Annotated in this window: 1 protein-coding gene; it reads left to right on the top strand. The window is 44.1% G+C overall.

Translation table 11 applies throughout. The annotated features are described in order from the left end of the window. The first annotated feature begins 107 nt into the window (after positions 1–107). Positions 108–2528: a leucine--tRNA ligase gene (gene leuS / locus EV213_RS08570; RefSeq protein ID WP_133580302.1), complete on the top strand. Its 2421-nt coding sequence runs from the start codon at positions 108–110 to the stop codon at positions 2526–2528. Positions 2529–3151 lie beyond the last annotated feature (623 nt).

The raw sequence follows: 3151 nt of genomic DNA, 5'->3' as shown, positions 1-3151 counted from the left end.
GAGTTGCCATCAGGGCAATGAGCACCGGACAAGACAAAGCAACGAAGAAAGCGAGCGTTTCTCATCAGCCTGAGGTGATTGTATGGAAATATGAGGAGGAATATACAATGAGCTTTCGCCACAAAGAAATCGAAAAGAAATGGCAGCATTACTGGGAAGACAATCATACATTCAAAGTAGAAGAAGATAGTGACAAACCGAAATTCTACGCACTTGATATGTTTCCATACCCATCAGGTGCTGGACTTCATGTAGGGCATCCTGAAGGCTATACAGCAACTGATATTCTCTCACGAATGAAGCGCATGCAAGGATATAACGTGCTTCATCCAATGGGGTGGGACGCTTTTGGCCTGCCTGCAGAACAATATGCCATTGATACAGGAAATGACCCAAAGGAATTTACGCAAAAAAATATCGATACGTTTAAGAAACAAATTCAAGCGCTTGGCTTTTCTTATGATTGGGACCGAGAAATTAGCACGATGTCTCCTGACTATTATAAATGGACGCAATGGATCTTTATAAAACTATATGAGCGCGGCCTTGCTTATATTGATGAAGTGCCTGTCAATTGGTGTCCTGCACTTGGAACAGTACTTGCCAATGAAGAAGTTATCGACGGTCTAAGTGAGCGCGGAGGGCATCCAGTTGAGCGACGACCTATGCGTCAATGGATGTTAAAAATCACGGCGTATGCCGATCGTTTATTAGAAGACCTTGATGAATTGGATTGGCCGGAAAGCATCAAAGACATGCAACGAAACTGGATCGGTCGTTCGGAAGGGGCAGATGTCCGTTTTCAAGTCAAAGATTCAGCGCATGAATTTACTGTATTTACAACACGTCCTGACACATTGTTCGGAGCGACCTATTGCGTGCTTGCGCCAGAGCATGCGCTCGTCAATCAAATCACGACAGAGGATCAAAAAGAAGCTGTTACGGCTTATCGTGAACAGGCGCAACGGAAAAGCGATCTAGAGCGTACCGACCTTGCAAAATCAAAAACCGGCGTATGGACTGGTGCTTATGCCGTCAATCCGGCAAATGGCGAAGCTGTCCCTGTGTGGGTAGCGGATTATGTGCTTGCCTCCTATGGAAGTGGCGCGATTATGGCGGTTCCTGCTCACGACGAACGTGATTACGAGTTTGCCCAAACCTTCAATTTGCCAATTCGCGAGGTTGTACAAGGTGGAGATGTAACAAAAGAAGCATATACAGGGGAAGGTCCCCATGTGGCTTCAGGATTCCTTGACGGTTTGAATAAAGCTGAAGCGATTGCCCAAATGCTTTCTTGGCTTAGTGAAAAAGGATTGGGAGAACGGAAAATCACATATAGATTACGTGACTGGTTGTTTAGTCGTCAGCGTTATTGGGGCGAACCGTTGCCTGTTCTTCATCTAGAGGACGGTACGATTCAGCCTGTTCGCGAGGAAGATCTGCCTGTAATGCTTCCGATAACGGATCATATTAAGCCGTCAGGTACAGGGGAGTCACCGCTTGCCAATATTGATGAGTGGGTAAATACAGTCGATCCTGTGACAGGACAGAAGGCACGAAGAGAAACAAATACAATGCCACAATGGGCGGGCAGCTGCTGGTATTACTTGCGCTTTATTGATCCACATAACGATCAAGCCCTCGCAGATCCTGAGAAGCTGAAGCATTGGTTACCTGTGGACATCTACATTGGTGGAGCAGAGCATGCGGTTCTTCATCTCTTGTATGCACGCTTCTGGCACAAAGTGCTCTACGACATGGGCGTCGTTCCAACGAAAGAGCCTTTTCAAAAGCTTTACAACCAAGGCATGATCCTCGGATCAAACAATGAAAAAATGAGCAAATCCAAAGGAAACGTCGTCAACCCTGACGATATCGTCGCTTCACATGGTGCCGATACATTGCGGTTGTATGAAATGTTTATGGGGCCGTTGCACGCATCTATCGCCTGGTCAGAAAATGGGCTAGATGGGGCACGAAAATTCCTTGATCGCGTTTGGCGCTTGATTGCGACCGATGAAGGTAAACAACAAGCGAGCATTACGACTGTAAACGAGGAAGGTCATGCGTTAGAAAAGGTGTACCACGAAACGGTTCAGAAGGTGACGGAGGACATCGAGCATTTACGCTTTAATGTCGCGATTTCTCAATTAATGGTCTTCACGAATGAAGCCTATAAACAGGATACTGTTCCAAAAACATTTGTCGAAGGCTTCGTCAAATTGCTTTCGCCAATTGCGCCTCATTTAGCCGAAGAACTATTTGCCGTACTTGGTCACTCGGGATCAATTGCCTACGAGCCTTGGCCACAACACGACGAATCCAAACTTGTTTCAGATACGGTTGAAATCGTCATTCAAATTATGGGCAAAGTAAGAGCGAAAATTGCTGTTCCCGCCTCATCCAGCAAAGACGAAATTGAAGCCATTGCATTAGCCGATGACAAAGTGAAAGAGCTCATCGAAGGAAAAACGATTCGTAAAGTCATCGTCGTTCCAGGCAAGCTTGTCAATATCGTCGCAGCCTAATGACATCTTACATTGAATAGCTAAGGAAAGTCGCAGAATGTGGCGAAGTTGATTTCCCTTCAATCTGATTTAAACGAAAGACAGGTGCTTCCATAGGCCTGTTTTTTTGTGTAACCACTATTTTGACGATGCATTGAGTTTTGTGCTGATTTTATAAGTGCATCTTCTGTTCCTGACGATTGTAGATATGTTCCTAAAATACTCGCGGTCATACGCTCGCTTTCACCCTAAAGGGTACATGTGCATCATCGACTCAAAAAGACTTCGTCGTAATTTCTTTGCCGCAGGAGTCTCACTAGTGACCGCTGGTTGTGTTGAAAGTAATTTTGAATAGCAACGATTTGCTTATTGATATTAATGATTCTATAAACGTTTTTAGAAAATAGACCGACAATGGATATGAGAGTTTTTTTAGGAATTTGAATATTGGAAGGAGAGAAGAAAAAATGAAAAAGTTGTTAAGTGAATCAATTTCATAATGCGTCTTTTTAAAAAATCATAGAAGAACAGAAAACCAATGATGCTTTAAAAAAACGAATGAAACCAATGATTATGCAGCGATGGATTGGTTCTTTTTGAGCCGATCAATGGCTAATTTTGATGCGTTGTAGGCTAAGTGAACG

Source organism: Aureibacillus halotolerans, from assembly GCF_004363045.1.
GTDB lineage: Bacteria > Bacillota > Bacilli > Bacillales > DSM-28697 > Aureibacillus > Aureibacillus halotolerans.
Note: the sequence above shows the minus strand (reverse complement) of the source record. Positions and strands in the feature narration are given on the sequence as shown.